The 23,539-nt window shown below is 62.8% G+C and carries 25 protein-coding genes and 3 tRNA genes; 11 read left to right on the plus strand and 17 right to left on the minus strand.

The window, feature by feature from the left end; genetic code table 11:
• The first annotated feature begins 36 nt into the window (after nucleotides 1–36).
• Nucleotides 37–1,509, plus strand: a complete 1,473-nt coding sequence (locus tag NKF27_RS11130) for a type IV secretory system conjugative DNA transfer family protein (protein ID WP_253551639.1) — start codon at nucleotides 37–39, stop codon at nucleotides 1,507–1,509.
• Between the two features lie 22 nt (nucleotides 1,510–1,531).
• Complete coding sequence (locus NKF27_RS11135; protein WP_253551641.1) at nucleotides 1,532–6,937, plus strand: ankyrin repeat domain-containing protein; 5,406 nt, start codon at nucleotides 1,532–1,534, stop codon at nucleotides 6,935–6,937.
• 14 nt (nucleotides 6,938–6,951) lie between these two features.
• On the opposite strand, the gene NKF27_RS11140 is transcribed toward NKF27_RS11135, so the two are convergent.
• Nucleotides 6,952–7,701, minus strand: a complete 750-nt coding sequence (locus NKF27_RS11140) for a hypothetical protein (RefSeq protein ID WP_253551643.1) — start codon at nucleotides 7,699–7,701, stop codon at nucleotides 6,952–6,954.
• Between the two features lie 537 nt (nucleotides 7,702–8,238).
• Between NKF27_RS11140 and NKF27_RS11145 the strand changes: the two genes are divergently transcribed.
• The 6 genes from NKF27_RS11145 (at nucleotide 8,239) to NKF27_RS11170 (ending at nucleotide 11,890) form a co-directional block, all read left to right on the plus strand.
• Nucleotides 8,239–8,883 carry a response regulator gene (locus tag NKF27_RS11145; protein WP_045994188.1) on the plus strand — a complete coding sequence of 215 codons (645 nt, stop codon included), beginning with the start codon at nucleotides 8,239–8,241 and terminating at the stop codon, nucleotides 8,881–8,883.
• Nucleotides 8,884–8,995: 112 nt separating this feature from the next.
• Nucleotides 8,996–10,810: an excinuclease ABC subunit UvrC gene (uvrC, locus tag NKF27_RS11150; protein WP_045994189.1), complete on the plus strand. Its 1,815-nt coding sequence runs from the start codon at nucleotides 8,996–8,998 to the stop codon at nucleotides 10,808–10,810.
• Nucleotides 10,811–10,904: 94 nt separating this feature from the next.
• A complete protein-coding gene (gene pgsA, locus NKF27_RS11155; RefSeq protein ID WP_108133171.1) occupies nucleotides 10,905–11,453 on the plus strand; it encodes a CDP-diacylglycerol--glycerol-3-phosphate 3-phosphatidyltransferase in 549 nt (182 codons plus the stop codon).
• A gap of 92 nt (nucleotides 11,454–11,545) precedes the next feature.
• A tRNA-Gly gene (locus NKF27_RS11160) sits at nucleotides 11,546–11,620 on the plus strand.
• Between the two features lie 25 nt (nucleotides 11,621–11,645).
• Nucleotides 11,646–11,719 (plus strand) — tRNA-Cys (locus tag NKF27_RS11165).
• A gap of 84 nt (nucleotides 11,720–11,803) precedes the next feature.
• Nucleotides 11,804–11,890 (plus strand) — tRNA-Leu (locus NKF27_RS11170).
• A gap of 6 nt (nucleotides 11,891–11,896) precedes the next feature.
• Here NKF27_RS11170 and NKF27_RS11175 read toward each other — a convergent pair.
• From NKF27_RS11175 to NKF27_RS11235, 13 genes are all read right to left on the minus strand, one after another.
• Nucleotides 11,897–12,739: a site-specific integrase gene (locus tag NKF27_RS11175; RefSeq protein ID WP_253551644.1), complete on the minus strand. Its 843-nt coding sequence runs from the start codon at nucleotides 12,737–12,739 to the stop codon at nucleotides 11,897–11,899.
• A 50-nt stretch (nucleotides 12,740–12,789) separates the two neighbouring features.
• On the minus strand, nucleotides 12,790–13,113 hold the full coding sequence (locus NKF27_RS11180) for a helix-turn-helix domain-containing protein (RefSeq protein ID WP_253551646.1): 324 nt from the start codon (nucleotides 13,111–13,113) through the stop codon (nucleotides 12,790–12,792).
• Between the two features lie 62 nt (nucleotides 13,114–13,175).
• Nucleotides 13,176–13,448: a metalloregulator ArsR/SmtB family transcription factor gene (locus NKF27_RS21245; protein ID WP_108450200.1), complete on the minus strand. Its 273-nt coding sequence runs from the start codon at nucleotides 13,446–13,448 to the stop codon at nucleotides 13,176–13,178.
• Between the two features lie 470 nt (nucleotides 13,449–13,918).
• Nucleotides 13,919–14,311 (minus strand): hypothetical protein, encoded by a 393-nt coding sequence (locus NKF27_RS11190; RefSeq protein WP_253551648.1) that lies wholly within the window; start codon nucleotides 14,309–14,311, stop codon nucleotides 13,919–13,921.
• Nucleotides 14,312–14,405: 94 nt separating this feature from the next.
• The gene (locus tag NKF27_RS11195) at nucleotides 14,406–14,651 is read right to left on the minus strand and encodes a hypothetical protein (RefSeq protein ID WP_213226942.1); all 246 of its coding nucleotides are present in this window, start codon (nucleotides 14,649–14,651) and stop codon (nucleotides 14,406–14,408) included.
• A gap of 97 nt (nucleotides 14,652–14,748) precedes the next feature.
• A complete protein-coding gene (locus tag NKF27_RS11200; protein WP_253551650.1) occupies nucleotides 14,749–15,705 on the minus strand; it encodes a recombination-associated protein RdgC in 957 nt (318 codons plus the stop codon).
• 228 nt (nucleotides 15,706–15,933) lie between these two features.
• Nucleotides 15,934–16,344 carry a hypothetical protein gene (locus tag NKF27_RS11205; RefSeq protein WP_253551652.1) on the minus strand — a complete coding sequence of 137 codons (411 nt, stop codon included), beginning with the start codon at nucleotides 16,342–16,344 and terminating at the stop codon, nucleotides 15,934–15,936.
• Nucleotides 16,345–16,381: 37 nt separating this feature from the next.
• On the minus strand, nucleotides 16,382–17,443 hold the full coding sequence (locus tag NKF27_RS11210) for a hypothetical protein (RefSeq protein WP_253551654.1): 1,062 nt from the start codon (nucleotides 17,441–17,443) through the stop codon (nucleotides 16,382–16,384).
• A gap of 9 nt (nucleotides 17,444–17,452) precedes the next feature.
• Nucleotides 17,453–18,097 (minus strand): lambda exonuclease family protein, encoded by a 645-nt coding sequence (locus NKF27_RS11215; RefSeq protein ID WP_253551656.1) that lies wholly within the window; start codon nucleotides 18,095–18,097, stop codon nucleotides 17,453–17,455.
• Nucleotides 18,085–19,014: a recombinase RecT gene (locus tag NKF27_RS11220; protein ID WP_253551658.1), complete on the minus strand. Its 930-nt coding sequence runs from the start codon at nucleotides 19,012–19,014 to the stop codon at nucleotides 18,085–18,087. The genes NKF27_RS11215 and NKF27_RS11220 overlap by 13 nt, the downstream gene beginning before the upstream one ends.
• A gap of 66 nt (nucleotides 19,015–19,080) precedes the next feature.
• Nucleotides 19,081–19,332 carry a hypothetical protein gene (locus tag NKF27_RS11225; RefSeq protein ID WP_253551660.1) on the minus strand — a complete coding sequence of 84 codons (252 nt, stop codon included), beginning with the start codon at nucleotides 19,330–19,332 and terminating at the stop codon, nucleotides 19,081–19,083.
• A complete protein-coding gene (locus tag NKF27_RS11230) occupies nucleotides 19,329–19,472 on the minus strand; it encodes a hypothetical protein (protein WP_213226952.1) in 144 nt (47 codons plus the stop codon). Before NKF27_RS11230 ends, NKF27_RS11225 begins: the two co-directional genes overlap by 4 nt.
• A gap of 193 nt (nucleotides 19,473–19,665) precedes the next feature.
• Nucleotides 19,666–19,833 (minus strand): hypothetical protein, encoded by a 168-nt coding sequence (locus NKF27_RS11235; RefSeq protein WP_213226956.1) that lies wholly within the window; start codon nucleotides 19,831–19,833, stop codon nucleotides 19,666–19,668.
• 383 nt (nucleotides 19,834–20,216) lie between these two features.
• On the opposite strand from NKF27_RS11235, the gene NKF27_RS11240 reads away from it, so the two are divergent.
• Nucleotides 20,217–20,456, plus strand: a complete 240-nt coding sequence (locus tag NKF27_RS11240) for a hypothetical protein (RefSeq protein WP_253551662.1) — start codon at nucleotides 20,217–20,219, stop codon at nucleotides 20,454–20,456.
• Here the strand turns inward: NKF27_RS11240 and NKF27_RS11245 are convergent.
• The 3 genes from NKF27_RS11245 to NKF27_RS11255 form a co-directional block, all read right to left on the minus strand.
• Nucleotides 20,440–20,613, minus strand: a complete 174-nt coding sequence (locus tag NKF27_RS11245) for a cyclase family protein (RefSeq protein WP_253551664.1) — start codon at nucleotides 20,611–20,613, stop codon at nucleotides 20,440–20,442. The two genes, NKF27_RS11240 and NKF27_RS11245, sit on opposite strands and share 17 nt — an antisense overlap.
• A gap of 670 nt (nucleotides 20,614–21,283) precedes the next feature.
• Nucleotides 21,284–21,985 carry a zeta toxin family protein gene (locus tag NKF27_RS11250; protein WP_253551665.1) on the minus strand — a complete coding sequence of 234 codons (702 nt, stop codon included), beginning with the start codon at nucleotides 21,983–21,985 and terminating at the stop codon, nucleotides 21,284–21,286.
• Between the two features lie 27 nt (nucleotides 21,986–22,012).
• Nucleotides 22,013–22,702: a LexA family transcriptional regulator gene (locus NKF27_RS11255; protein ID WP_253551667.1), complete on the minus strand. Its 690-nt coding sequence runs from the start codon at nucleotides 22,700–22,702 to the stop codon at nucleotides 22,013–22,015.
• A 107-nt stretch (nucleotides 22,703–22,809) separates the two neighbouring features.
• On the opposite strand from NKF27_RS11255, the gene NKF27_RS11260 reads away from it, so the two are divergent.
• Entirely contained in the window at nucleotides 22,810–23,007 is a 198-nt protein-coding gene (locus NKF27_RS11260; RefSeq protein WP_045993444.1) for a helix-turn-helix transcriptional regulator, read from the plus strand.
• An 85-nt stretch (nucleotides 23,008–23,092) separates the two neighbouring features.
• Nucleotides 23,093–23,518, plus strand: coding sequence for a phage regulatory CII family protein (locus NKF27_RS11265; protein WP_253551669.1), 426 nt, complete (start codon nucleotides 23,093–23,095; stop codon nucleotides 23,516–23,518).
• Nucleotides 23,519–23,539: the final 21 nt, after the last annotated feature.

A 23,539-nucleotide genomic window follows, 5' to 3' on the forward strand; every position in this document is an offset into this window, starting at 1 on the left:
CTGAGCCCCCTTGCCTGCCAACGAGGACCCCACACCATGACCCTGGTACCGGATGATTCGCCTCTGCCCCCTCGTCGCCTGCCGTCATCGGTGGAGGGGGACGGTCTGCTGGTGGGCTGGTCGCTGGAGCAGGGCCAGCCTCATCAGCCGTTCGGTTTCCGCATCGGGGCACCCACCACCAACGCGAACCAGGAGCAGCTCGATCCGATCCTGTTCGAGGGCAGCGGCCATCTGATGACCATTGCCCCCACCGGCTCGGGCAAGGGAACCGGCTGCATCATCCCCACCCTGCTGCGTTATCCGGGGCCGGTGATCGTGGTCGACCCCAAGGGCGAGAACGCGGCGGTGACCGCCCGTCGTCGCCGCCAGATGGGCCACAGGGTCATCGTGCTCGACCCCATGGGCATCACCGACCTGCCGGCGGATCGGCTGGACCCCACCGACATCGTCATCCCCAATTCACGCACCGAGCTCGATGACATCGCCATGCTGTCGGAGCTGATGATGGAGTCACACGGCTTCGACGGCCGTGACCGCTTCTGGCTGCAGCGCGCCCAGCAGGTGCTCAATGGTCTATTGCTCTACCTGATCCGAAGCCAGCCGGAACAGCGCAAGGGGCTGCTCGGCAAGCTACGCAAGATGGTCAGCCAGGATACCGAAGAGCTGGCCAAGCTGGCCGAGCGCATGCGCCAGATGCAGGATCCGGACCTGGAAGCCACCGCCGCCAGTCTGACTCTGCCGGCCGAGACCACCCTGGCCGGCTACATGGCCTTCGCCCAGAACAGTCTCGGCTTCCTGCGCGGCGAAGCGGTACTGGAGGCCACCCAGGACTCCACCTTTTCGCTGGATGACGTCACCCGCGGGGAACTGGTGTCGATCTACCTGGTGATTCCCCCGGAGAAGCTCGAATCCCACGGCCGCCTGCTGAGACTGTGGATCGGCGTGCTGATCGCGGCGGTGGTGCGCCGACGCCGGGCGCCAGCGCTGCGCACCCTGTTCCTGCTCGACGAAGCGCCCCAGCTCGGTCCTCTGCCGCAGCTGCGACAGGCCATCACCCTGCTGCGCGGCTACGGCCTGCAGACCTGGAGCTTCTGGCAGGACATGAGCCAGTTGCGACAGCTGTATCCCCAGGACTGGCAGACCATGCTCAACAACTGTCGGGTGGTGCAGTCCTTTGGCGTACCCAACATGAACGCGGCGATGGACCTGGCGACCCTGACCGGCTTCCCGCGCCCGGAGGAGCTGCTCGACCTGGATTTTGACGAGATGCTTTTGCTGATCGCCGGCGACGAGGCACGCCTGGCCAGGCGACCGGAATACCGCAGCGACCCGCTGTTTCGTGGCCAGTTCGACCGCAACCCCTTGCACGACAGCAGCCGAGAGATCATGCCCCAGGCGCTGCGTCCGCAACGTCGTCTGCGCAGAGTCAGTCCGGCACGGCCCAAGCCTACGCCACCACCGGTGGTCGATCCCGCCTTCCTGGATCGACTGCTGGCGCAGTGGGCCTGACGCCCGGGACAGGACCCAGCCCATGAGCGACGTCTCCCGCGAGCCCCCGAACGCCACAGCGACCGACCTCCCCCCTCCCGGGACAGCCGGCTCATGCGGTTCAACCGGTTCATCTGAAAACACTTTTCCGTCGCTGGAAAACCCCAGCATCTTTCTTGCGTCACCCGGTGACGTGGCCTACCTGCGCCGCGTCTGCCGGGACGAGATCGAGACGCTGCATCACCAGGCCGCCGACGATCACGGCCTTCGGCTCTACGCCTGGGAGGTCGATACCGCCGAAGACGGTTTCGATGATGCGGTGCCGGCCCAGCAGCAGATTCCCCACCCCTCGGACCCCCTCTGCAGAGGGGTGATCTGCCTTTTCGGTGAAAAGGTCGGTAGCCCTCTGGCAAGCCAGCACCCCATCGATGACCTGCGGGTCCTCGATCCCATGAAGCCCGACGACGGCGGCGATACCCCAGGCCTGGTGATTCCCTGGGACAACGCCTGGGCCGACCGTGGTGGATTCGCCCTTACCGGTTCCACCTTTGAACTGCTGGCCACCCTGGCCTACCGCGAGCGACAGCGCCAGGAGGCATCGGCCGGATCTCGCGCACTGCCACTGCTGCTGTGTCTGGTCGGGCCGAGGGACCTGCTGGACACCACCGAGCCACTGAAAGCCGCCTGGGGCAACTATCGTCACTTTCATGAATGCCAGGACAAGTGCGGAACAGACTCAGCCTGTATCACCAGGCGACTGGAAGACCGCACCCAGCAGCTCAAGCAACTGATCAATCTGGTTGCCTTCGTGCAACGTCGCGGCCACGTCATTCGTGTCATCGATTCTCAGGACGCCTTTATCGGTGAATTGAGACGTTTCATGGAGCGGGACCTGAACCTGGCCCTGACGGCGTCGGACCGAGACCCCTTCAAGGGTCTGGAGTCCTACGACGTCGGGGACCACGCGCTTTTCTGCGGACGCTCCGACCAGCGAAGCACCTTGAGAGAGGAACTCAAGCAGCGCTGGAACCAGCAGGACCGGGTCCCCGTGGTCTGGGTCGAGGGCGGAAGCGGCTCGGGCAAGTCGTCGTTCCTGCGTGCCGGCATCATCGGAGCCCTGGTAGCGGACAGCGCCGATCATCGCTGCCTTGATTGCATATTGCGCCCTTCCGACCTGGCCCCGGATAGCCGAGCCACGGACGCAGCAAGCGGCGACAGATGCGTGCTGACGATGCTCTTCGACGCCATCGTGAAACGCCTGGAAAGCGCCGGCTGGTGCGATGAACCAACTGCCAGGAGAGCTCGCCGTCTGCTGGGCAGGACGTCAACGGACCTGCGTATCGAAGCCCTGAACGAGGAGTTGTGTCTGCTGCTGGACGCCGCCACCACGCGCCTGGCTCGACCTCCTCGTCTGCTGCTGGGGTTCGACCAGTTCGAGGAGATCGTCGACGCTCTGTATGGCGAACAGCAGGAAGCCGAGTTCTGGGATCCGCTGGTGCAGTGGCTCCACGCGACCCATTCATGCCGCGCCCTGGCCCCACGCCTGGGCATCTTTGTCACTCTCCAGGGAAACCGTCAGGAGCTGGTGGAGCGTGACAGTCTGCTCAACGAACTCCATGCCACTGGCCAGGTAACGAGGATGTCGTTTCCTCCAGACAACAGTCTCGACGAAATCATTCGCAAGCCCTTTCGGCTGACCGGACGCCTGGCCATCAGCGACGCCCTGGTGGCCCGGCTCAAGGACAATATCCAGCGGATTCGCGGCCATCATGGTCGAGGCGACGCCCAGGACAGCCTGCTGCCGCTGTTGTCACTGGCGCTGCGCAATCTCTACGAGCACGGCCTGCGGCTCGCCGAGGAAGCCACCATCGCTGACTCGGCGTCCCTGGGTGACGGTATCACCACGAGCGTTGGCCGCAGTGGTGACCGCCAGGCCGACGACGACACCCTGGGGCTCGGCACCAGCGTCAGAGCAGGTTTCACCGAGAGCGCGTCTGGCTCCGAGGCCTTCCAGACCACCGGTCACCCTCGTCCCCCCGACGGGGGCGACCACCAGCGGGAGCCCCCCCTGTGGGTACTGGACACCGCCAACGCCGAGGGCCACGACAGTATCGAAGGCGCCATCACCCAACTCGCCAATGAGGCCTTCGAGCAGGCCAAGGCGGCGTCCGGCGCACTGTGGTCGGATAGCGTCGTCGGTGACCTGCTGCGTCGCCTGGTGGATTGGCGCCAGGTCGGCGAAAAGCATTTTACGTTACCCGCCACGGTCTTCCCCGCGGCGGATGCCACAGACGCCTTTCAACTGGCCCGGGCGTTGCGCGAGCGGCGCCTGCTGATCGATGAACGCCACGGGCGTGTCCGCCTGGTCCACGAGGCGGTACTCCACCACTGGCCCCAGGCCAGCGAGTGGCTGGAACGGGAGCGCCCGGTACGCGAATGCGTCCGTCAACTGGTGGGGGAAGCCGAGCACTGTCTTGCCAGCCCGCCCGACACCGCGCGCTGGAACGCCTATCGCCTGCTCTACCTGGATCGCGCGGCCCGGGTGCTGGCGATCTGGCATGATGTGCTCGGCGAAGGCCAGCCATCGACCAAGGAGCTTGCCCGCCTGCGGGAGTTCTGCCTCACCCTGATGCTGCTGGAAGCCGATCCTGCTGCGGCGGTCACCCAGAGCCCTCGCAAGCCGACACACCTGATCCTGGCCACCTTCTACCAGCGCGCCGATATCATCGAGGCAATGGTGGCCAGAAGGCCCGAGGCGGTCGACCTGCCGCGCAAGGATGGCCGAACCGCGACCTTCTGGGCGGTCTGGAAAAACCGTCTCGACCTGTTGCAACCGCTGCTGGCGGCCGGAGCCGACCCTGACCACGCCGACGAGGACCAGTGGCGCCCCGTACACCTGGCGGCACAGGCAGGAGCCGTCGACTGCCTGCAGCGTCTGGTGGAAGCCGGGGCCAGTCTGGACGCGCAGCAAGCGCCCCACGGCCAGACACCGATGCACCTGGCCGCGCTCGCCGGCCAGCACAGGGTGCTCGACTACCTGATACAGCAACGCGACCAGTGCCCCGACCTCCCCAACGCCAACCGCCAGACCCCGCTGCAACAGGCGATCGCCAACGATCGAGCCGACACCATCAGCCACCTGATTGCCCTCGGGGCCGACCCGGCAGCCCCCCATCAGACGCACTGGAGCTATCTGCACTTCGCCGCCCGCGGCAATCATGTGAAGGCCGCCGAGGCGCTGGTGGCCCAAGGACTCGAGATCGACGCCAGGTTGGCCAACGACACCACGCCGTTGCACCTGGCCGCCTACAATGATCATCCGGAAATAGCCCGCTGGCTGATCGAACACGGCGCCGCCCTCGATGCCCTCGCCCTCGCCGCGGACTGGGACAAGGACAGCAGCGCCCGGGAACGACTGGATGCCTGGCACAAGGAAGGCGCAAAGGGAGTCCCGTCAGGCAAGCGCGGCGACTTCGAACACACCCCCTTGCACATCGCCGCCGCCCGCGGCGCCACCAGGGTGGCCGAGCTGTTGCTCGAGCACGGGGCCAATCCCGCCGCGACGATCGGCGACGGCCGCACGGTACTGCATCTAGCCGCCGAGCACGGCCACCCGGACACCCTGGCACTGCTCTGCCAGACGCGTGCAAAACTCGACGGCAGGGACCATCGAAAGGCCACCAAGGCAGAGCAACCGATCCATCAGACCGCGCTGCAGGCCTCGGTGACCAGCGGTCATGTCGCCTGTGCCGAGGTACTGCTACGCGCCGGCAGCGACCCGAACACCCTGTTGCACTGGGCTGGTCACGGCCCCTTTGCCGGCTGGAACCTGGTGCACCTGTGCGCCGATCAGGGACATGCCGAGCCAATCAGGCTGCTGGCTCGCCACGGGGCCGACATGCAGGCCACCACCCCGGATGGCCGCACGGCGCTTCACCTGGCCGCCCTGGCCAATCGAGCCGAGGTCGTCACGGTATTACTGGATCTCGGCGGCGTATCGGTGGACGCCCTCGACCAGCACGCCATGAGCGCTCTGCAGCTCGCCTGCCTCACGGGCGCGAGCGAGGCGGCCAAGATCCTGCTCATCGAGCGGGCAACCGAGCCAGGCGTTGCCACAAGAGGAAGCGCCAAGGCGCCCCTAGCCCCCAATCTGCTCCACCTGGCCTGTGTCGGCGGCGCGCTGGACCTGGTCGAGACGCTTATCATGGCGGGGGCAGACTGTGACGCCAGCGACGCCGAGGGCTGGCGCCCCCTGCACCTCGCCGTGCAGCACCGCCGTCAGCCCCTGGTCGAACGTCTTGCAGCCGCCGGCGTAGAGGTCGATGCCTGCGCAGAACAGCCAGGCGTCACCGCCTTGCAACTGGCCGCCGAAGGCGGTTACAAGGACATCGCTATCGTGCTGGCAGACGCCGGCGCCGATATTGACATGAGCACTCGTGACCGCGACGCACCGGTGCTGATCGCGCTGTCACTAGGCCAGTTTCCACTGGCGCTGGCCTTGATTCAGCGAAACGCCGATGCGGCCGTGCGAACCCGCGACGGACGCAGCGTCGCCCAGGTCTATGCCGACCGTCTGACCCGGACATGCACTCGCGACGACGCTGGACGCGCCCTCGAGGACGGCCCGGTGGCCGACCCCAGGATACTTGCCTGGCTCGAAGGCGCGGGTCAGTCCACCGCGGCTATCGAGAAGGCGGTGGCGGCCTTGTGCGCCCCTGCGGCGGATGGGGACCAGGAACAGTCCGCAGGCACCTCGCCCAACGACATGGTCCCCGATCCAGCGATTGCCCGCAGCGCTCTCGCCCCGGCGCTGGAAAGCAATCCCTGGCAGTACCCCTGGCGGCGCTGCAGGCCGGCATTTGTCGAGTCCCACTGGCCCTGCGGCAGCCGTATCGATGGAAAGCATCTCGCCGACAACAGACTGGTGGCCGACGCCTGCCGACTGCCCTGGTACCCCGACGCCACCCTGATACGCCTGCAACATCCCGACTGGACGCAGGGCCTGGCGCTGTACTTCATCGAGGAAGGTGCGGCTGGGGACCACGCGCCGCGCCCGCTGACCCGGCTGAACGGTACTGCCCCGCCGATCCACGAGTTGAACGCTCGCCAGCCGATCCAGCTTTGCGCCGCCAATGCGCTCGGCTACCTGCGCTTCTTCTGCTTCTTCGTCAGAGGGCCGGACGGTCCCTTCTATATTGTCGATTCGCTCGAGGATCCGCTGCTCCCGGTCCATCCCGATATTCAGGCCATCATCGCCGGAAGCTGTCACGCGCCGCGCCAGGACCCGGCCGATGACGAAGACGTCTATCGCTACCTGGCGACGCTCTACTATGCCGACGCCTTTTTTCTCGCCCGCTTCATGCTGAGCGCCAGCGGCAACATAGAGATGCTCGATGACGAACCCATCGCTGCCGGATTGCCCGAGCGCATCCACGCGCCGCTGGACTGACCAACCTACGGACGTCAGGACGACGGAACCGAAGAGGCGGTGGCATCTGAACCGCCCCCGGCCATCAGCCGCGATTCGCCCATCGCCAGCGCTTCGGCGATTCGCTCGCCCCCTAGCGGGCCCTTCCTCGAGCGCCAGTACGCCAGAATCTGCGGGAACTGATTGAAGCAAAGCCCCTGTTGACTGACGACCCGCCGATCCAGCGGAAAAAGGCGCAAGCCTTGCTGCATCAGGCCGTCCGCTCGCGCTTCTTCCCCCGTTCTCAGCAACTCGACCAAGGTCAGTGGATCGTCGCTACCGAAGCGTTCTCTGGCGGTGGCTCGCGCCTCCATCACACGATCAAGCAGGGCGCGTGCTCGCAGTTGGAGCCGCCTGTCGGGGCGCGCTGCAAAAATGACGGGGGCCAGCCGATTGAGGTCCGCCTGGGTCACGCCGGGCAGCCACACCAGTACACCGGAACGCATGGAAGGCACCAGGTCCAGGCGATTCACCTGATCACAGAACAGACAGGCCGTCTCGAGATCATCGACATTGCGACTGTCAGTCCCCAGGGTCACCGCCTGCTGATACTTGGCACTGCGAAAGCCACAAAAGCGACAACGGTAGTCGTCCCTGGCCCAGACGGCTTCGCGCGCGCCTGGCGGGGCGCAAGGTGTCCCCGTGCAACGATAGCCAACGACATCGTAGGCGCTGGTGGGGCGCGCCAGGCGAAAACGCAACTTGTCGGCGAGCAGGGAGTCTTGTTCAGACAGGGGACGGGACATGGCGCAACCTTGGCCAGACTGGCCATCCAGAGGACTCGATCGGGACGCGGGGACGCACTACGCAGCCACCGCGCACCAGATCAAGGCGTGTCGTGGACGCAATCGTGCTTTCATTGACGCTGGTCAAGTTCAGCATAGCCTGCCGGCGCGTCCGCATGACGGTTTCGCCCGACCATCTCCATGGTCTCGCCGTGGCGGCGCCCGGTTCACGCCTACGACACTGCACACCCGCCCTGCGGCTGGTAACATGAAATGACACGACAGGTGGCATCACATCAAGCCAACCGGGACGTTGGGGCTCATGCAGCAGTCCCGGGCGGCAAGCGCCCGAAACCGCGGCGCTCCGCTATCAGAGATATAGCACACTATCAATGCAGCTATGCTGAAAACGCCGTCGCCCCCCTGAGACCCAATTCCCCTTAGGATCAATTTGTGACAGTCTACTGCGAATCATCATGAGAAGACCCCGCAATGAGCATTGGCTCGCCTCGGTCAAATCCATGATCCCAGTTTTCACCTTTTCCAGGAGTATCGGCATTGATCAGGGTTCTTGTCGCTGACGATCATCACCTGGTACGCACCAGCATCGTTCATCTGCTCAATGCAGAGAAGGACATCAATGTCGTCGGGGAAGCCGCGGACGGAGAAGAGGCCATTGCTCAGACTCGCCGCCTCAATCCCGACGTGGTGGTGATGGACATTCGCATGCCGGGCATCGGCGGGCTCGAGGCCACTCGCAAGATCCGCCGACTGACCTCGGACATCCGTATTCTTGTGCTGACGGCCTTTATCGAGGAAGCCTTTGCCCAGCGGCTGCTGGAGGCCGGTGCCCACGGCTTCATCAGCAAGGGTTCCCAGCACGACGAGATGGTCAAGGCCATCCGCGCGGTGTTCGCCGGACAGCGCTTCGTCAGCCCGGAGATCGCTCAACGGCTGGTACTGTCGCGCATCGACCACGAGGAAAATCCGTTCGATCAGTTGTCCCAGCGCGAGCTTCAGGTCGCGATGATGATCGTCAACGCCCAACGCGTCGCCGACATCGCCGATCGCATGTTCCTGAGCCCGAAGACGGTCAACACCTACCGCTATCGCATCTTCGAAAAGCTCGGCGTCAATTCCGATGTCGCCCTGACCCACCTGGGGCTGCGGCATGGGCTTGTCGAAGGCTTCAAGGAAGACTAGAAGCCAGCCTGAGGCTCTTACCCAATGTGCCGTCGGGGACGATACGTCCCCCGCCAGGCTCTGGTAGCATGAGCTCCCTGACGTGATGTGACAGGGTGAGCCTTACCAGACCATGACCTTCGATGCCCGACGCTTTCTCGAGACCGTCAGCGAATCACCCGGTATCTACCGGATGTTCGATGACCAGTCCAATACCCTCTATATCGGCAAGGCTCGTCGCCTGAAGGCCCGCCTGGCGAGCTATTTCCGTGGCGCACTCAATACCAAGACTCAGGCGCTGGTCGCTCGCATCCACGACATCCAGGTCACGGTGACCAACAGCGAGACCGAGGCGCTGCTGCTCGAACAGACCCTGATAAAGCAGCTCAGACCGCCCTACAACATCCTGTTGCGTGACGACAAGTCCTACCCCTTCGTGTTTGTCACCGACCGTCATCCCTTCCCGGCTCTGGAACACAAGCGAGCACGGACCCGACACGATGACGGCCGCTATTTCGGGCCCTATCCCTCCAGCGGCGCCGTGCGCGAAACGCTATCGCTGATGCAGAAGGTGTTCCGTATCCGCAACTGCGAGGACGGCGTCTTCGCACACCGCACCCGGCCCTGCCTGCAGTATCAGATTCAGCGCTGCAGCGCCCCCTGCGTGGGCTACATCAGCGAAGAAGACTACCGCCGCGACATCGAACACGCCATCCAGTGCCTGGAGGGACGCAGCGAATCGGTCAGCCAGGAGCTGACCCGCGACATGGAGGCCGCAAGCCAGGCCCTCGACTTCGAGGAAGCGGCACGTCTGCGCGACCAGTTGCAGGATCTGCGCCGTCTGCAGCAGCGCCAGGTGGTGGATACCGGCAGCGGAGACGCCGACGCCTTTGCCCTGGCCTCCCAGCCGGGTGCCCTGTGCATCTCGGTGCTGTCGATTCGTCAGGGGCGTCTGCTGGGGGCGCGGCACTACAGCCCCGCCAACAGCCTCGATCTCGGGGAGCCGGAACTGCTGGGTGACTTCGTCAGCCAGTACTACCTCGGACAGGCCCGGGAGATCCCCACTGAAGTGCTGACCAGCCACGCCGTACCCGACGCCGAACTGATCGCCCGGGCGCTGAGCGAGCATGCCGGACGCCGGGTACGCATGACCGACAAGGTCCGCGGTCACCGCGCCCAGTGGCGTGAACTCGCCCGCACCAACGCCGAGCAGCAACTGGCCGGCCAACTGGCCAACCAGACCCAGCTCGCCAAACGTTTCGAAGATCTTCGCCAGGCACTCGAGCTCGACGAGACGCCGCAACGGCTCGAATGCTTCGATATCAGTCACAGCCACGGCGAGGCCACGGTGGCATCCTGCGTCGTGTTCGACCAGGACGGCCCGCGCAAGAGCGACTATCGGCGTTTCAACATCAAGGGAGTCGCCGCCGGCGATGACTACGCAGCGATGCAGCAGGCGCTGACTCGTCGCTTCAAGCGCTTCAACGAAGGGGAAGGCGTATTACCCGACATCCTGGTCGTGGACGGCGGCAAGGGCCAGTTGAACATGGCGCGGGAGGTGCTCGCCGAGCTCGCCATCAACGGCGTGATCCTGCTCGGGGTGGCCAAGGGCACCACCCGCAAGGCTGGCCTCGAGACCCTCTTTGTCGAGACCGTGGATCGCTCTCTGGCGCTGCCACCGACCTCGCCGGGTCTTCACCTTATCCAGCACATCCGCGACGAATCGCACCGATTCGCTATCGCCGGCCACCGTGCCAAGCGCGACAAGGCCAGGCGCACCTCGACGCTTCAGGATATCCCCGGCGTCGGCCCCAAACGCCGACGTGAACTGCTGCGCTTCTTCGGCGGACTCCAGGGCATCAAGCAGGCCACCCGCGATGAACTGGCTCGGGTCCCCGGCATCAGCGCCACCATGGCAGACACAATTCATCGTGCCCTGCATGGATGAGTTGAGGTATCACGGATAGAATGAACCACTTTGACGGGCGCCAACGTCGTCCGTCGCTTCTTGTCGCCCCCCTCCAGCAAGGACAGCGGTATCGATGAACATTCCCAATATTCTGACCCTGGCACGCATCGTCTTCATCCCCCTGCTGGTGGTGCTGTTCTACCTGCCCTTCGAATACAGCATGCTGACCGCCGCCGCCCTGTTCGGCCTGGCCTCCATCACCGACTGGCTGGATGGCTATCTGGCGCGCAAGTGGGACCAGTCGACGCCATTTGGCGCCTTCCTCGACCCGGTGGCGGACAAGCTGATGGTGGCAGTGGCGCTGGCACTGCTGATCGAGCGCTACGACGCCGCCTGGCTGACGTTGCCGGCGCTGGTGATCATCGGCCGCGAGATCGTCATCTCGGCACTGCGCGAGTGGATGGCGGAGATGGGCAAGCGCGGTTCGGTCGCGGTGTCCTGGATCGGCAAGGTAAAGACCACCCTGCAGATGGTCGCCCTGCTGCTGCTGCTGGCCTTCCCTCCCGGCCACCTGATCGCCGAACTGGGCGTTGTCACCCTGTACGCCGCCGCCATACTGACGCTGTGGTCGATGATCCAGTACCTGCGGGCCGCCTGGCCGCACCTGAGCCGCTCACTGTAGGCAGCGCTCTGGCGATCCGGGGCCTATTCGAAAATTCAGGGAAAAGCGTTTGACAGTCACCGACTTATCCGTATAATACGTCCTCGAGTCAGGCGGGAATAGCTCAGTGGTAGAGCACAACCTTGCCAAGGTTGGGGTCGCGAGTTCGAATCTCGTTTCCCGCTCCATCATCAGACGATGGATGACTCATGAGGCTGGATGGCAGAGTGGTTATGCAGCGGACTGCAACTCCGTGTACGCCGGTTCGATTCCGACTCCAGCCTCCATTTTTCCTTTCAGGTGTGCCCCGCTTCCCAGAAGCCGTGTCCGATCCCTTCGGACCCTATCGCCTTACCTCTGGCGACGTTCCTGCCCGGATGGCGAAATTGGTAGACGCAAGGGACTTAAAATCCCTCGGTGGCAACACCGTGCCGGTTCGAGCCCGGCTCCGGGCACCAATCGTTTCAATGCCTTACGCTACCTAGTCCCTCGACACCCTCCTCTCTGGTCGCAATTTGGTCGCAAAGCTTCGGCAGCCTGCCAGCCACTTGATCCAGGCGCGAGTCGAACATATGCGCGTACCGGCTGGTCACCACCAAGCTGCTGTGGCCAAGTAGCGCCTGCACCGTCGTCATCACCTCCCCCGCCTCAGCTAGCAGGCTGGCGTAGGTGTGGCGAAGGTCATGAAAGCGCAGATCATCACGCTTTATAGCCCGCCGGGCAGCTTCAAACGCCTTACGCAATTGATGAGCGTCAGATGCAAACGGCAGGTTGGCCACCAATGCCGCACCATCCTCCGGCAGCGGCACGACCCTGGCCTTGCCACTCTTGGTCTGCCCTGGTCGCAACACGATGCGACCACCCTGGATGTTGCCATGGTCAAGCGACAGGAGTTCGCCGCGGCGTAGTCCCGTCAAAGCAGCCAGCGTGATGATTCGCCGCTCCTCCGGATACTCTTCCGGCACAGCCTCAACCAGACGCCGAATATCCCCTGCGGTCAGGTAGACGTGGCGCTCGTTTTTCGGGGTAGGCTTGCGCAGCTTGCCGTCCAGCGGCTGATCCAGCCAATCCCACTCCCGATACGCCAGGCTCAGAACTCGCTTGACCACCTGGGTCCGGTTATTGATCGTGCTTTGGCTGAGCCGCTTCCTGCGCATATCTTTCTGCATCGACCGGGCGGCATCCAACACCTCTTGACCAAGAAGCACGTCTTGCGCGTTCTCGTCGAACCAGCGGGCGACTGCACGAATGCTCGCGCCCTGGCTGTTCGTGTCGTACTCGTCGACCCAGCGCAGAAGACCCTCCATGAAGGTTCTTCGCTCCTGCCTTCCCATGAGGCCATTGAATTGAGCCTCGTTCAGTTCAGCCTCTCGCTTCGTTGCGAACTGCTTTGCTTCCTTTTCCGTGACAAACGTTCGCTGATATCTGCCGCGCTCACCCGACTCGGTGACGATCCACCTTCTCCGAGATGCGCGGTATCGAACCGTGATACCCATTTTTGTTGCTCCTCTCGTGAGGGGCCGCGCTTGCAGCTCTCAATGTAAGCGTCGACCGCCTCTCGCTCAAACCGTACGTTGCCGCCCAGGGCGACATAGCCAATCAGGTGCTTGATCGCGTAGACCTTGCGCTCACTGATGGCCAAGAGTTCCGCCACCTCGCTCGGCGGCATCAGGGGTGTCATGATCAAGCTCTCCTTCAGGGCAAAAGAAAGCCGCCTCGGTGGGCGGCATGATGATCGGCAGTTCACTGGCGGTATCGTCGCCGCCATTCAAGGAAGTCGCGCAAACAAGGTTCATCTGCAAGGCGGTAGTACACGGTACGGCCTGACCGATCCGCCTTTACAAGACCTGCTTCGCGCATTTTGGTGAGATGCTTGGTCGTCTGATTCTGAGTCAGAGATAGCACCTCAGAAATCCTAGACACACAGATCGGGTCGAATTTTTGGACCACGTTAAGAATTTCTGCACGAGTAGGGAAAGCGGCTAGATACAGTAGCTCGTCAACATCGAAGGACATAAATGGCTTCCAGTTTTTGCGTTTCCCCTACTATACCCCGCACCCCTTGCTCGGGTGGGCACAATGATGCTCACCAGGCTCACTCTGTTTTCCACGGGCGCCGCTGAACCTATACCTGGCATACTAGGAACCGCACCAGCTAAGGTTCATCGCCTCCTCCCGGCTTCGGCGCCGCTGCGAGCATGTCAGGCCAAGCCGCCCAGGCGTCCGCCATGATCTGTACACTTCCTGTCTTCTTGTAAACCGCGTCCCTCATATCTCGCGTCGCCTCTACCGGTACGCACTGCCACGGCTCGTCCGGCGACGGGATGCGGGGGCCGATCTCGAGCACGTCGTCATCAAAATCAACGCCTGCTGCGCACAGCCAAGCGGCCTCGCCTTCATCTTCCGTGCACCAGTAGAGGCAGTCCCATTCCACTCTCGGCTCTCGACCGAGACAGTCCGTCTTCACCCAGTACCACCCGGCCTGCCTACTCATCGCCACCTCCCTCGGCCTGTTGGCGGTATTCGGCGGCCTTTTCTAAAATGCCGTTTTTGCTGATAATATTTCTGTCAAAGCTTAGGTTTAGGCTGTTCGCCAGTGCCTCCAGCGCCTCCGCCTTCACCCTGGCATCGCGGCGGGCGAGGCTGGTGGCGGGAGTGTCCTCCAGGGACTGGGTAAGACATGCCAGGCATTCGTCATGGGCCTCTCTGCCGCACTCGTGCATCTTCTGCCGCGTGGAGATGAAGACCCTTGCGTGATCAAGGCAAAGCCGCGCCTCTTTCGAGTAGCGGGTAAGCCGCTCCACATGCGCCGCCAGCGCGCCCCTCTCGGCTTCCACCTGCTCCAGCCGCTGCTGTAGCGCTTCAATCGAACTGCTCATACCCTTCTCCGCTGCTCTCTGTAAGCCCGCCTCGCCTCTCTCAGGACCAGCGCCCCGCCGGCCATGATCAGCAGGCCGAGAATGATGGCCGCGGTCATCCCGCCTTCCTCCATGCCGGTATCCCGTCGAGCGTGCCGTCGCGCTGAATCCGCCCGTGCTCGTGCCACTGCCGGATCGCCTCTTGCGCTGCCTCCGGCGCTTTCACCAACCGGTACTGGCCCATCACGGCGCCGAGGCCCGCCGCCACATGCCGGGCGCTGAACCGCACCGGCAGCCCTTCCCGCACCCTCATCTCCTGCTGCACGGACACCAGGCCGCGCAGTCTGTCTACTCGTTGCATACCCACTCCCTCCACATCTGATCGGCCAGCGCCTGCTCGACAGCTCTGGCGCCGACCTCGCCCCAAACCTCGATGTCTTCGACCCACTCGGCTGATGTCATGCGGCGCCCTGCCTCAGCAAGTCATCCTTGTGGCCCGCGCCGTACTGCTGGGCTTCGCCGCCCATCCACTCCACGACGCGATCCACGCTTTCGCCCAGGGCCTTCGCCATCAGCAGGAAGTCGATCTCGAGGCGGGCTACCGCGTCATCGCCGTCATCAGCCTCGTTCGCCTCGTCAATCAGCGTGTCATCGAAGCGAATTGCCTTGATGGCCAGGTCGTCGTGGAGCACGAAGGTCATACGCCCCTCGAGCACCAGGGCGAGCTTGCTTGCCTGGCGCCCGCTCTCCAGCAGGTGCTGCATGTCATCGCTGTCCAAGTCCACCTGGCGGCCGCGCACGACTCCGTCATCACCTTTTGCCTTGAGCTCGACCTGATCCCCGATCTGCATGTCGACCGGCCGGCTGCCGGGGTCCGTAAGCCAAGTCGTCATGGCGCGCATCGGAAGGGTCTGCGTAGCAAGCGGTGTGACCTTGAGGCTGCCCAGCGTCTCGCGCATAAGGTCCAGGGCTTCCTCTGCACGCTTGCGGCTCGAGGTGGCCACGCCGATCAGGTTGCGACTCACGTCCCACCACACGTCGAATCGCTGCGTCCGCACGAATGCCCGCGGCAACAGTTCCTCGTAAACCTGCTCCTTGATTGCCTGCTTCTCTTGGCGGCGCAGCTTTCTGCACTCCTCCGCCTCGATCGCCTCGACGCGCTCTTCGACCTCTTCTCGCACTACTGAGACGGGAAGGATTCGCTCTTGCCGGCACATGCTCATGAGGTGATGCCCCTGAAGCTCATGCAGGTAGTGGTCACCGCCGCGCCCGGCCGGCGGCACCCAGCCAACGCGACGTGCTTCGCTGCCACTGAGGGGGCGCAACGCCTGCTCGCCCAGCGCTTGCTCGAGCCACTCCAGGCTTGAGATATGGGCGCTGTGAACGCGGTAGAGATGGAGATTTTTGAACCACATGATCGTGCTCCCATGAAAAAGCCCCGGCGCGTGCCGAGGCTGGAAAGAAATTGCCGCTTCACGTGCGGCACCCGGCCCGCCCTGCCGCCTACTGCTGTGCAGTGAGCTCGCCCGCGCTCAGCACGGGTGGAGCTGAGGAGACGGCGGCCAGCGGGCTGACTCCGTTTTGAGACACGGTGGCCTGGCCTCGGCTCCGGTCATTGGCGCCACCGGGCACGGCGCGTTTATTCATGCCGCCCGCTTGATCCGCAAGCGCATTCGATAGGCATTGCTGGCTTGGCGACGGGCCGCGTTGACGCTGGCCTGAAACTGGACCGAAGCGGGCATCAGCTTGACCCGGTTATTGATGCTGGAATAACAGGTCGATATGCCCTGAAGTCGCAGGTAGCTGACGACCTGACGAATGGACATGCACTGGACTTCGATGCAGTCCCGCACCGTTCGATCGATGTCCGTCCAGTCGCGCCGACGCCACGCCCCTTGGCGAATGGGATCAGTAAACCCACTGCGCCTGGCAAGGCCGCATACCTGGTCACGCCCAAGCCCCAACTCTGTTGCGATGTCCTTGTAGGTGGCGCCCTCATCGAGACGGTGCTTCACGTACTGTTTTTCTGTGGTCTTCCATTGGTGTTGTTCCATACCGCCTCCCACAAAAAAGGCCCCGGTGTGGGGCCTGTCAGTAGTTGATGGTGATGCTGGGTATCTGCCCTTTCGCAATGAGCGTGATAGCCGTCTTGGCGCAGTCTTCCGGCATCCCACCGTCAATCATGGCCTCAAGGGCGGCGCGGTTGATGCGGGCGCGATGCTGCTTGTCGGCCTGGCGTCGGGCCAACTCATCTTGCTGGCGACGCTCCTCGGCCAGGCGCTCCTCCTCGCGACGGCGGTGCTCGTCTTCGATGCGCTGACGCTCTGCTTCTGCTTCCCGGCGCTGGCGTTCGATTGCTGCCTGGTGCTCGCGCTCACGCTGCTCTGCTGCCGCCTTGGCTTCGGCTTCTCGGCGAGCGACCGCGTCACGCTCTGCCTGGGCGGCCGCCTCGGCTTCACGGCGCGCCCGTTCTTCTGCCTCTCGGGCAATGCGTTCCTCGCGCTCCTTCTGCTCGCGCTCTGCCGCTTCTTGGCGAAGGCGTTCAAGCTCGGCCTGCTCTGCTTCTCGCTTTTGGTGTTCAGCGAACGTAGCCTTCAAGGTCGCCATCGCGTCGGCTTTTGCTCTGTGGGCCTCTGCCTCGTATTCTTCCCATGACTCGTCAATCACAACCTTTTCTTCTAGCTCTCGGAAGAGCAGGCCATACGGCTGGGGCTCGCCGCCGATAAGGCCCATCGCGCAATCCCTGATATGCCGGATTCCGGCTTCGTGCTTCTCCTTGCGCGCCTCCTCGGCGGCCTCCCACTCGTTCAGCGGCCCACGCGCTTCGTCGCGCCATGCGTCCAGCTGGTCACGCCACCGCTTCCGTTCTGCGTCGATGGTCTTTGGCAATTGCTTGAGGTCGGCCACCAGCTCCTTGCCAATATTGTCGATTGCAGTCTTGCTGCGGGCTATCTTGTGCGCCATGGAGGCGTAGGCTTGTCGTCCCTTTGCGGTATCCAGGGTGGGCGGTTCGGCGAGAAATGCATCCAGCTCCTCGCGGATCGCTGCCAGGTAGGGGTCCAAGCCCTTGTCAGCTTTGAACACCTCAAGCGCCGTCTCTTTGGACGGCACTGTGACCAGCTCTGTCGATTCTTTCTCAGCTACTGCGGTCATGCTCTCCTCCTACGCTGCTTTGCTTCGCAGCAGTTGTTCGTATTCATCCACCATCGACTTGAAGGCCATCAGGTCCTCCTCGAGCTGGCCGATGTACTCTTCGTCGCGCTCGAACTCCTTGAACCAGAGCTGCTTGCCGATCGGCTCCAGTGCCGGGCAATACAGGCCGATGTGCCACCACTTTCTCCCAGTGATCCACATGCCGCCCTGGACTTGATCCACGACCGTGCTGATGTCGTTGTCGATGTGGAATGCGCGCAGCTTGTCCGGCGCCACAAAGCACTTGTATTCGCTGCCGCCGTCGGGATCGATCAGGCCGTCAGCCGAGGCGCCGAAGAACCCACAATCAGTCGTGACGAACCCTGCATGCTGGACGATCAGCCCGGTGGCCATCTCGTGCTCCATCCGTGCCATGGGCTCGAGTTCGTGGCCGCGCTTCATCGCCCAGGTCTCGAACCCTTCGTCGAGGGGCTGCCCGCTTATGCGCTCGATTGCGAGGCGGAATGCATAGTCCCGCGCTTTCTCAGTAGGCTGTCCCTTCTTTGGGCCGCTCTTGAGCCTGGCGCGGGCAGCCTCAAACATGCTGGCGGTAATGCAGCCAGCTCGTGCCAGGTGCCAATCTGCGCTACCTTGATCGCACTCTATGATTCGCATTGGGCTTCCCCCTCGATGGTATTGGCCTCGGCCTGCTTGAGAGCTTCCCCGCGCTTCTCGACCGCCGCCTTGAACTCGCTATAGGCCGCCATGTCTCGGGCCTTCTTGATGTCCGCCAGACCGGCTTGCCAGACCTCTGCTAACCGCTCAGTGGTCTCAGCCTTGGTTGCCTGATCAACCCATCGCTGACCAAGCCCCTCATCACGCTGTGGGCCATCCGGCGCTAGGCCTTCGTTACCCTCGGTATTGAGGTGGTGGATCGCTTGCTCGAGCTGCTCCGTCTTGGGCCAGTATTTGTAGGCCCGCTTCACGCACGTCTTCTTTGCCATCTCCCCCCAGTCGGTAACCCAGGGGCACGACTTGCCTTTGGACTGATAGGCCTTCCAGGCGCTCGAGCGATCACGAATGGCGTTTACCTCGTCCGCGCTCATGGTCTCTGTGAGGTAGTCGCCGTCCGACGTTTTGACGACGACGTAGACGCCCACCACGTCGCCGCGATCCTTAGCGAACGGGTTGAAGCTGTGAAGCGGCGGGCGATCCATGCCCTGCAAGGCGAAGTTGTCGTTGGCCAGCACCAGTTCGGCCTGCGCCCACCGGATGGCACCGGTGGCCATAGCCAGGTCCATCAGCCCGATGTAGCTGATGTCGAGACAAATCTTGCCGTCTCGCGGCACCAGATAGGCTTGCTTTTTCGCCGGGTTGAGGCTGATGCCGATGGCAGCGATATTGGTCACCGCATTCACCACCGACTGACGATTCCCCATGGCCACCTTGACCATGTAGTCGTTCGCCTGGATTGTCTGAACGGCGAAACCCGCCTCTCTCTCGAAGCTGAGGCCCGGCTCACTCAGCACCGCGGCGAACGAGTCTCGGGTGTCGTAGATGTCCTGCCGGATAGTGGCTACTGCGTTGCTCATTGCGCTACCCTCTCCTCGATACTGTTGGTATCCGCCCCAGTCCGACCGCCATCGGCTGGGGCTTTCTCATGCCGCCCAGGCGTCCTGCTTCTCGTGGTATTCGCTGAGCAGCCGGTCGTAATCGTCGTCGGTCAATTTCCGCTCGAGCCACGCAGCCGGGTAACCGCCCCGGTCGAGGATGTCGAACTCGAACTCCTCCGGCTCTGGTGGATCGGCGTCACCGAATCCAAACCCAGTGGTGCGCATCGGCACCCCAGGGCTGTAGAGCGTCACCTGGCACCGGCACGGGATACCGGCAACGGTGGTCGTGAACGTCATGCCGCCGCCCTCCTCCGGTAGTGCTGATCCAGGGCGATCTCGATCGCTCGATTGACCTCCGAGCCGCCCCGATAGCCGTTGCTCAGAAACACCTCGGCAACGGCCATGATCAGACCGTCCATCGATAGCTGGTCAGCCATCAGAGCCTCTTTGATCGCGTCATCGACCGGGTACGCTCCAGGCTCTCGGCCAGCGTCTCGCAGGGCCTCGATATCCCTCGAGTGTTTGCTCCATCCACTCGTGCACATACCTACCTCCTGCCGCACCAAGCGGCGCCGATGAATGCCAGGGCGTAGAGAAGGGCCGCCACCGCGACCCAGCAAGAATCCGGTGTCATGCCCTACCCCTCGTGCAGATCCACCCCAGCAGGCCAGCCAGGCCGCCCAGGGCTGTGAAGAATGCGAAAAACGAGCCCATTACGGTGATGGCGATGGTCTCGTTCGATGCGTCAGGGGGCAGCATGCTGACCGCCCAGACGGCGAACTCGCGGATTGGGTTCATGTGCTGCCCTCCTTGAATGAGGCCCATAAAAAAGCCGCTCGGGTGAGCGGCAATGCAGGGAACAGATGGTGATGCGGGTGCATCGGGAAGGCAGCCACACGGTGTCGAACCGTGAGCGCTACCTGGATTTCTGCGCCCTAGTGATCAGCCAGGGCGTGAGGCGTGTCGATCCCGGCCGCTAAGCCGTTCGCTCAACCCCACCAGCCGGCTCCGCTCCCGCCGACTGCCTTCCCGATGGGCAGATACTGTCAGCCTCTGCCGGGGCGCTGGGCCGCACTGCGTAGCGGATCGCGTTGCCGGTCAGCCCCGGCTGCCTCACCACTGCGCAGGTGACGCGCATCCCCTATGCTGTGATTTCCACATCGCAACATAAGGAAAGCTCGATGACTCGTGTGTCAGCCCAATGCCAGAACTGCGGAAGCGATCAGTTCCGAATCCCGGACGACGAAGAGCAGGATCAGATGATCCGTTGCGCATCCTGTGAGACCGAGATCGGCGACAAGGCCGAGGTGATGGCCGAGCTGCGAAAACGTGCGACTGATGAGGCCGAAAAACAGGTCGGCGACATGATAGAGCGCACCTTCAAGGGCTCGAAGGGCTTCACCTTCACTCGGAAGAAGTAGCCTCACCCCTCAGCCGGGCGGCCCAGTCGCGCAGGTCGTCCGGCGTCAGCGTCATGCCGTCATCGGCCATCTCATCCAGCCGGTCCGCCAGCACCCCGCTGACCGCGCTCGGATCCACCTCGATATTCAGTCGTGATTCTTGCCGTGCTTCGCTCATGGCGATTCCTCCTGGTTGTCATCCGTCAGCCCTCTCGGCGAGAAGGCTGGTGGATGACGCCCCGCTGTGCAGGGCGTCGGAATTCGTTTCTCTCGCACCGCCGATGTCGCCATCGGTAGCCCCTGAGGCAGGTGTCCCCCAGCAGCCCTACAGCCCCCAACCGTTTTAGGGGGATGCCCCGCGACGCCGACCTATTCTTCTGGTGGTCTTCACGCCTCTGCATGCGGGATAGCTGTGCGATTACTACGTCAGATTGTTAAAGAGCGTGGCCAGGTGGCCGGTGGTGGGCTGCTGCCCTGTCCACGCTTCCAAATATATGCACCTGTGCATTCTGAGTCAATGCATCAATGCATATTTCTTGCAAAAAAAATGCGCCCTTTATGCAGGCGCCTGTTTTCCGGGCATAAAAAAACCGCCTCAAGGGCGGCTATCGAGCGGGAGCGCTACAGGCGGGAACAAAAAACCCGCCTCGCGGGCGGGTCTTTGGAAGTTGTTGAGCGTCTATCTAGGGCAGCTCATGCGGGCCTCTCGAATGACAGACCGTTGCTGCTCTGCTGCGCGCTTGAGGGCGGCCTCAAAGTACCGGCTCTTCTCCTCGGCAGACGATGTGCGCAGATAGTGCGAGAGACTAGCTCCGCGTGTTGATTCCTGGGTCCGTGATGACATCACCTCAAGCCTCCTTCTGATTGAGAATCTCTCTCAATTCATCGCGTGTTCGCGAACTGGGACAGACATCATCCACGCTCGCCACGTCTTCGTAGTACTTAGTTTCGTCTTGATCAAGGTCTTTGACCAGCACATCGACATACAATTCATCGCCAAACTCCTCTTTCATCTCTCGTACGACAAAGCGGGAGTTAAAGTACTGATCAACAAAGGCTTCCAAGGGTATCCCTCTGCCTTCGGTTTTCTCTCTAGCCTCGACAAACGTCCACGACAGAGCAGGGTCTTGGTATACATACCAGAGCCTCACGTGCCTCCCAGCACGCACCGCCCTAGCGATGTTGCTCCGCGTCTTGTTGAGATTAGCAGAGGTCCCATCTAGGAGAAAGCTCTTCCTGCTCTTCACCAGCTTGTCGAACACACGCTCAACAACGAGCGAGACTGCTCCTTGAAAAAGGCTTGAGTTTCCACCGTCATACTGCGGAAACCTCGACCTAAGGTCATCTGGATCAAGCCGCAAGATATTAAAATCTCTCAACATTTCTTTGGATGCTTCGGTCTTTCCGGCCCCTGGAGCGCCCGCCATAAGAATCGTTATCGGCGGCTCTTCGTCATTGCCGACAGGGCATTCAATCATCTCCCTCGCGACCTCATTGCGAATAAGCTTCGCGTGCGTCTTAGCCGCCACCTCCACCTCATTCGCGTCCAAAGCTACCCCTCCTTCGCCACAGCTTGCTCACTGCGACCGCGGAACCCGCATTCTCAGGTCAGCAATCACTACGCCGATGATCTCGCAATTACCGTTGATCGACACCCATGGCTCAGGCCAGTTGGGGTTGCGTGCCTTGAGCATCTTGGATTCGCCAGGCTCCTCAACGTACTGCTTGAACGTGGCTTCATTGCTGTCCGTGAGGACGGCCACCACGTCATCACCATCGAATGGCATCACATCGGGATCGACGTAGATGATGGTTCCTGGGCTGTACCTGGGGGCCATCGACTGCCCTTTCACCCGCAGCGCAAAGGTCCTGTCGGAGCATGCCGGCGGGCGCGGCACGACTTCGTCGCTCAGATAGTCGACGTTGCACACTTCCGTCCAGGCTCCGGCCTGGACCCATGAGATGACCGGCACATAGCCCTCCATCTTCGGCGGCGGAGCAACGTTCGACTCCTTGAACGCCGGGTGCTCTGAAACTTTTGCAGCGCCAGGCTTCAAAGCCTCCCTTCCCCGCATCTGATCCCCGGACACGCCAAAGAACTCCGCCAGCTTGGCTATCTGGCGGTCCGTAGGGTGCTCGATCTTGCCGCTCAGGATTCGCGATAGCGTCGACTGCGCCACGCCTGACTCACGCGCCACATCGATGGCACGCATACCTGATTCAGCTATGAGCTGCTGAAGAATCTCTCGAACGGGCTTGTTTTGCATGAGTGCAATGATCCCGCGAGGCGGTGCATACGGCAAATGCATTTGCCCTTGACTTAAATGCATGAATGCATATCCTGAGCATATACCCACACCAAGAGGGCTCCGCCATGTTTGGCGAAGAACTGGCCAAGAAGCTGGAGGCCATTCTGGCATCCGGGGCCACCTACAAGGCGGTCGCAGAGAAGGCCGGATGCGACATCTCAACCATCTATCGCATCCGCACTGGCGCGATCGCCAATCCTAGCTACTCGGTTGGCCGCTCCATCGACCTGATGCACTCGAAGCTCAAGAAGCGTGCCGCCTAACCACAACCACAGATTAGCCCCTCCACCGAAACAGTGAGAGGCAGCACCAGTAGGGAGTCCGGACATGGATTTATATACAGAAGGCATGAGGCAGGTGGTCAAGGAGCGCGGGTTCGCCACTGTGGCCCGTGGCCTGAAGATGGATGACTCCCGCCTGCGCAAGAAAGTCGATCCGGACTACCCCGTCCGCCTGACTCTCTCCGACTTCATCAATATCGCCGTGCTGACCAAAGACGCCCGTTGCCTGAGCGAGATCCTGGCTGACATGGGGCTGATGGCGGTCCCTGCCGACAAGCCGGACGACGACGCCTCTCTGTGCGACCGGATCATCCACCAGCAGGTGGCAGTGGGCAACGTTGCCCAAGAGGTTCAGGCCGCGCTGGCAGACGGGAAGGTTGACGCCAATGAGGCGTGGGCCATCGACCGTGCTGTCGACGTAGCCATCGAGAAGCTGTGCGCGCTGCGCAGCGAGTTGAAGGAAATGGCCGAGCCGAGACTGGCCAAGGCCTGATGCAACGAAGCCCCGCCGGCG

The sequence above is a fragment of the Halomonas sp. DN3 genome, from assembly GCF_024137905.1.
GTDB lineage: Bacteria > Pseudomonadota > Gammaproteobacteria > Pseudomonadales > Halomonadaceae > Halomonas > Halomonas litopenaei.

What these genes read in the sequence shown, in the direction of transcription:
- NKF27_RS11130 (WP_253551639.1), top strand. Translation starts at nt 37, where the DNA reads ATGACCCTGGTACCGGATGATTCGCCTCTGCCCCCTCGTCGCCTGCCG.
- NKF27_RS11135 (WP_253551641.1), top strand. Translation starts at nt 1,532, where the DNA reads ATGAGCGACGTCTCCCGCGAGCCCCCGAACGCCACAGCGACCGACCTC.
- NKF27_RS11140 (WP_253551643.1), bottom strand. Translation starts at nt 7,701, where the DNA reads ATGTCCCGTCCCCTGTCTGAACAAGACTCCCTGCTCGCCGACAAGTTG.
- uvrC (WP_045994189.1), top strand. Translation starts at nt 8,996, where the DNA reads ATGACCTTCGATGCCCGACGCTTTCTCGAGACCGTCAGCGAATCACCC.
- pgsA (WP_108133171.1), top strand. Translation starts at nt 10,905, where the DNA reads ATGAACATTCCCAATATTCTGACCCTGGCACGCATCGTCTTCATCCCC.
- NKF27_RS11175 (WP_253551644.1), bottom strand. Translation starts at nt 12,739, where the DNA reads ATGGAGGGTCTTCTGCGCTGGGTCGACGAGTACGACACGAACAGCCAG.
- NKF27_RS11180 (WP_253551646.1), bottom strand. Translation starts at nt 13,113, where the DNA reads ATGACACCCCTGATGCCGCCGAGCGAGGTGGCGGAACTCTTGGCCATC.
- NKF27_RS21245 (WP_108450200.1), bottom strand. Translation starts at nt 13,448, where the DNA reads ATGTCCTTCGATGTTGACGAGCTACTGTATCTAGCCGCTTTCCCTACT.
- NKF27_RS11190 (WP_253551648.1), bottom strand. Translation starts at nt 14,311, where the DNA reads ATGAGCAGTTCGATTGAAGCGCTACAGCAGCGGCTGGAGCAGGTGGAA.
- NKF27_RS11195 (WP_213226942.1), bottom strand. Translation starts at nt 14,651, where the DNA reads ATGCAACGAGTAGACAGACTGCGCGGCCTGGTGTCCGTGCAGCAGGAG.
- NKF27_RS11200 (WP_253551650.1), bottom strand. Translation starts at nt 15,705, where the DNA reads ATGTGGTTCAAAAATCTCCATCTCTACCGCGTTCACAGCGCCCATATC.
- NKF27_RS11205 (WP_253551652.1), bottom strand. Translation starts at nt 16,344, where the DNA reads ATGGAACAACACCAATGGAAGACCACAGAAAAACAGTACGTGAAGCAC.
- NKF27_RS11210 (WP_253551654.1), bottom strand. Translation starts at nt 17,443, where the DNA reads ATGACCGCAGTAGCTGAGAAAGAATCGACAGAGCTGGTCACAGTGCCG.
- NKF27_RS11215 (WP_253551656.1), bottom strand. Translation starts at nt 18,097, where the DNA reads ATGCGAATCATAGAGTGCGATCAAGGTAGCGCAGATTGGCACCTGGCA.
- NKF27_RS11220 (WP_253551658.1), bottom strand. Translation starts at nt 19,014, where the DNA reads ATGAGCAACGCAGTAGCCACTATCCGGCAGGACATCTACGACACCCGA.
- NKF27_RS11225 (WP_253551660.1), bottom strand. Translation starts at nt 19,332, where the DNA reads ATGACGTTCACGACCACCGTTGCCGGTATCCCGTGCCGGTGCCAGGTG.
- NKF27_RS11230 (WP_213226952.1), bottom strand. Translation starts at nt 19,472, where the DNA reads ATGGCTGACCAGCTATCGATGGACGGTCTGATCATGGCCGTTGCCGAG.
- NKF27_RS11235 (WP_213226956.1), bottom strand. Translation starts at nt 19,833, where the DNA reads ATGAACCCAATCCGCGAGTTCGCCGTCTGGGCGGTCAGCATGCTGCCC.
- NKF27_RS11240 (WP_253551662.1), top strand. Translation starts at nt 20,217, where the DNA reads ATGACTCGTGTGTCAGCCCAATGCCAGAACTGCGGAAGCGATCAGTTC.
- NKF27_RS11245 (WP_253551664.1), bottom strand. Translation starts at nt 20,613, where the DNA reads ATGAGCGAAGCACGGCAAGAATCACGACTGAATATCGAGGTGGATCCG.
- NKF27_RS11255 (WP_253551667.1), bottom strand. Translation starts at nt 22,702, where the DNA reads ATGCAAAACAAGCCCGTTCGAGAGATTCTTCAGCAGCTCATAGCTGAA.
- NKF27_RS11260 (WP_045993444.1), top strand. Translation starts at nt 22,810, where the DNA reads ATGTTTGGCGAAGAACTGGCCAAGAAGCTGGAGGCCATTCTGGCATCC.
- NKF27_RS11265 (WP_253551669.1), top strand. Translation starts at nt 23,093, where the DNA reads ATGAGGCAGGTGGTCAAGGAGCGCGGGTTCGCCACTGTGGCCCGTGGC.